Here is a 4,420-nt window from a genome sequence, read left to right as displayed (position 1 = left end):
CGCGGCTCGAGGAAGGTCCAGACGAGCGGTCAGCCGCTGGTCACCGAGGTGTCGTCGATGACGAAGCTGGTGGCCAGGCTGGAGTCCTCGGTCCCGTGGAACCGGATCGTCACGGTCTGACCGGCGTACGCCGAGAGGTTGAACGTCCGCTGCACGTACGACGTGCCCTTGTTGAGGTTCGAGAACGTCCCGAGGGTCGTCGTCGAGCCTCCGGCCACCACCTGCACCTGGAGCCGGTCGTAGGCCGTCGTGGTGGTGGTCTCCGCACTGCTCACGTAGAGGTAGAACGAGAGCGAGGCGGCGCTCCCGCCCGGGATGGCGATGCTCTGCGACACCGTGTCGGTGGAGCTGCGGCCGTAGCCGTTGAGCCAGGCCTTCCACGAACCGGTGCGGGCGGGCGCTCCCGACGCGTTCGTGATCGCTCCGCTCGTGGCGCTCCAGACGGTCACCCCCGACTCGAAGCCCGGGTTCTGAAGCAGGTTGCCCCCGGTCGGCGGCGGGTTGGTGCCGCCGGAGAGCGGCGAGTACAGCAGCCGGTTCGGAGACCCGGAGCCCGGGTTGGTCACCACACCCGACGTGGAGGTGGAGACGATCGCGTTGCCCACCGTGCTCGGTGAGGCCGAGGGGTTGCCCTGCAGGTAGAGCGCGGCCACGCCGGCCACGTGCGGGGTGGCCATCGACGTCCCGGAGATGGTGTTGGTGGCGCTGTTGCTGGTGTACCACGCTGACGTGATGCTCGATCCGGGTGCGAAGAGGTCGAGGCACGAGCCGTAGTTGGAGAAGCTGGACCGCGCGTCGGTGCTGGTCGTGGAGCCGACGGTCAGCGCCGCGCCGACCCGCGAGGGCGAGCCGTTGCAGGCGTTGGTGCTCTCGTTGCCGGCCGCGACTGCGTAGGTGACGCCGTCGGCGATCGAGTTGTTGACCGCGTTGTCGAGAGCGGTGGAGACACCGCCGCCGAGGCTCATGTTGGCGACCGCCGGGCTGCCGGCGGAGTGGTGGCTGGTGACCCAGTCGACGCCGGCGATGACACCGGAGGTGGTGCCGTTGCCGGTGCAGTCGAGCACGCGGACGGGTCGGATCGTGACCTGCTTCGCGACGCCGTACGTCGTGCCGCCGACCGTGCCGGCGACGTGGGTGCCGTGCCCGTTGCAGTCGGTGGTCCCGCGGCCGTCGTTGATCGCCGTGTAGCCCGACGCCACGCGGCCGCCGAACTCGTTGTGGGAGCCGAGGACGCCGGTGTCGATGATGTACGCGGTCACGCCGGAGCCGGTGGGCGTGTAGGTGTAGGAGTTGTTGAGGGGCCGGTTGCGCTGGTCGATCCGGTCCAGGCCCCAGGTCGCGGGTGACTGGGTGGTGTCGATCGCGACGCGCTGGTCGGCCTCGATGTAGGCGACGTGCGGGTCCTGGCGGAGTGCCGCGACGGCGGAGTCGCTGAGCGCGGCCGCGAAGCCCTCGATGGTGGTGAATCGGTCGACGCCGGAGGCGCCCTCGGCCTTGGCCCGGCTGACCGCGGCGCGGGCGTCGGCCGACGAGGCGCGTCCCTCCATGACGACGATGTAGCGACCGTCGATGGCGCCGGCCTTGTTGGTGCCGAGCAGCGGCGCCTTGCGGTCGGGCGTTGGCGCTGCACCGGCGGACCCGGTGGTGCCGGTGAGCACTCCGAGGGCGAGGACGGTGGCCGCGGTGGCGGCAAGGCCGCGACGACGCGACCGAGTTGAGTTAGAGGACATGGATGCCCCTCCGAGATTCTTCAGGAACCCCCAGCGGTCGCTGGGCTGCCCGGACGTTAGCCGCGCGCCGACGCACCGGGGAGCGCTCGGCTCCGTCAGGTTCGTGCAGTGCACAAAACTGCAAGAACCCGCCACGGTGAGGCAGGCATCACGGCAGCGGGACGCCCTTCATCAGCTGCGACTTGTAGATGGTGGAGATGACCTGGCCGTCGAGCCACTCGGTCAGCCGGGCCGCCTCTGCGTCGAGAGCCTTGCGCGCCGCCCTACCCGGGTCGCCGCGGAGGATGACTCGGACCCGGCCGTCGTCGTCCTGGACCCAGCAGCCGACGATCCGCCCGGCCCACCACGCGGTGGTGCCGGCGTTGCCGGCGGTGTCGAAGTGGTAGGGCCGGTCCGCCGGGTCGAGGTAGAAGCCGCGCTCCTTCCATCCCATCGTCGTCGGGTCCAGGGTCGGTAGGAGCGCCGCACTGGGCGCGACCTCCGGCTCGGGCTCGAGGTCGTCGGGGAGGAGCCAGCCGGTGCCGCCGTCCTCCAGGGACACGGCGACGGCGTCGACCTCGGCCAGCGCCTGCCGCACGGCGCTCTTGGTCGAACCCAGCCACCAGACCAGGTCCGCCTCGGTGCCCGGACCGAACCGCGCCAGCCAGCGTCGTACCAGCTCGGCGTAGCCCTTCTCGGCGGGCCAGGTCGTCGGGGACTCCCCCAGCCAGTCGGTCATCAGCGTCCACAGGGGTCTCGAGGTGCGCCAGTGACCGCCGCTTCGACCTCGCACCACTTCCGCCCGCGCTCCCAACCAGCTCAGGACGCGCGGTGCCACGTTGACGGGTGCGCCCCAACGCTCGCTGGCCGGCGAGCCGGAGACCTTGACGTCGAGGATCGGCACCTGCTCGCGGATCTGCTTGGCCGCCAGCTCACCGGCGGTCGCCAACAGCGCCAGGACCTCCTCCCGGACCTCCGCGAGCCAGGCGTCGCCGTCCTCGGCCACTCCTCCCACGACGACGTCCTTGCCGATCTTCTTCCGCTCGGTCTCGGCGACGCGGGCGGAGGCGCTCCCCCACACGGCGGGCAGCAGGTCGCGGGGAAAGGCGAAGAGGGTGCGACGCATCGCCAGCTGCTTCACGAGCGAGCGGTCGTCGTACAGGGCGGCGTCGACGTCGGCCGCGCTCACACCCTCGGATCGAGCCGCGACCGCCAGGTGGACCGAGGCCGGCTCGGTGGAGTGCAGGCAGACCACGGACTCGGCGACCGCGACCGGGTCGGTGACGCGGGACACGGGTGCGAGCGCGTGCCGCCGGACCAGCCGCGCCCGCCGCTCGATGTCGGTCACCACCCGCACGACGCCTATCCTGCCGGAACCATGCGACAGCCCTCCTCGACCGCGTCCTCGCGCGGTCTGGTGCTGGTCGGGCTGGTGCTGCTGGCCACGAACCTGCGCCCGGCGGCGGTCAGCGTGGGCCCGGTCCTCGCGGAGGTCACCGACGGCCTCGGCATGACACCGGTCGGCGCGGGGCTGCTCACGTCGCTGCCGGTGCTCGCATTCGCGTCGTTCGGTGCGGTGGCACCGTGGCTGGCGCGAACGCTCGGGGTGCACCGCACCACCCTGGTCTCGCTGGTGGCGGTGGCGATAGGCCTCGCGGCCCGGGTCACCGTCGACCACGAGCTGCCCTTCCTGGTGCTGTCGCTGCTCGGGCTCGCCGGGATGGCAGCCGCGAACGTGCTGCTGCCGTCCTTGGTCAAGCTCCACTTCCCTGACCGAGTCGGCACGATCACCGCGCTGTACACCACCGCGCTCGCTGTCGGGATCACCGGCGCGTTGACGGCCACCGTGCCGGTGTCAGAGGAGTTCGGCGGCTGGCGGGTCGGCCTGGGCGTCTGGGCGGTCCTGGCGCTGGTGGCCGCCCTGCCCTGGCTGTGGCTGGTCGTCCACGACCGCCACCTGGAGCCCGATCCCCACACGGTGCGCGTCACCGACGTGATGCGAACCCGGCTTGGGCTCGCCATGGCGTTGATGTTCGGCTTCCAGTCGATGCACGCCTATATCGCCTTCGGCTGGTTCGCGCAGCTGTGGCGCGACGCCGGCTTCTCTGCCGCGGCTGCCGGCGCGCTCGTCGCGCTGCTTGCGAGCGTGAGCATCCCGCTGTCACTGTGGCTGCCGAGGGTCGCCGGCCGCCGTACCGACCATCGGTCGCTGCTGTGGTCGATCATCGCCTGCTACCCCGTCGCCTACGTCGGGCTGATGATCGCCCCAGAACCGACGGCGGCTGCAGTCATCTGGGCCCTGCTGGTCGGGATCGGCCTGACCACCTTCCCGCTGGTGCTGACCCTGATCGGGCTCCGCTCCCGCACCCCGGCCGGCACGGCGGCGCTCTCCGGCTTCACCCAGTCGGCCGGTTACCTGATCGCCGCGGGCGGCCCGTTCACGATCGGCGTCGTCTACGCGGCGACGGGGGGCTGGAACGTGCCGCTGGCGCTGATGATCGTGCTGGTGGTGCCGATGGGGCTGCTGGTCGGCTACGTCGGGCGACCGCGGTACGTCGAGGACCAGCTGCGCGACCGGGTCGTCGCGTCGTGAGCAGCCGGGTCGCCGCCCTCGTGGCCGTGGTCGTCGTGGCCGCGGTCGCGATCGCGGCGGCGGCGCTGGTGCTGCTCCCCGACCGCGCGACCGGTCCCGACCTCGGTGCACCGGCGAC

General features: G+C 71.8%; 3 protein-coding genes. 1 reads left to right on the top strand and 2 read right to left on the bottom strand.

Annotation, left to right across the window (positions count from 1 at the left end):
• Positions 1 to 29: 29 nt before the first annotated feature.
• Together VFZ39_RS06865 and VFZ39_RS06860 are read right to left on the bottom strand one after the other, a co-directional pair.
• Entirely contained in the window at positions 30 to 1,730 is a 1,701-nt protein-coding gene (locus VFZ39_RS06865) for a S8 family serine peptidase (RefSeq protein WP_330864990.1), read from the bottom strand.
• Between the two features lie 148 nt (positions 1,731 to 1,878).
• Complete coding sequence (locus VFZ39_RS06860; RefSeq protein ID WP_330864989.1) at positions 1,879 to 3,066, bottom strand: winged helix DNA-binding domain-containing protein; 1,188 nt, start codon at positions 3,064 to 3,066, stop codon at positions 1,879 to 1,881.
• Positions 3,067 to 3,087: 21 nt separating this feature from the next.
• On the opposite strand from VFZ39_RS06860, the gene VFZ39_RS06855 reads away from it, so the two are divergent.
• Positions 3,088 to 4,302, top strand: coding sequence for an MFS transporter (locus tag VFZ39_RS06855; RefSeq protein WP_330864988.1), 1,215 nt, complete (start codon positions 3,088 to 3,090; stop codon positions 4,300 to 4,302).
• Positions 4,303 to 4,420: the final 118 nt, after the last annotated feature.

The organism is Nocardioides sp., from assembly GCF_036374615.1.
Lineage (GTDB): Bacteria > Actinomycetota > Actinomycetes > Propionibacteriales > Nocardioidaceae > Nocardioides.
Note: the sequence above shows the minus strand (reverse complement) of the source record. Positions and strands in the feature narration are given on the sequence as shown.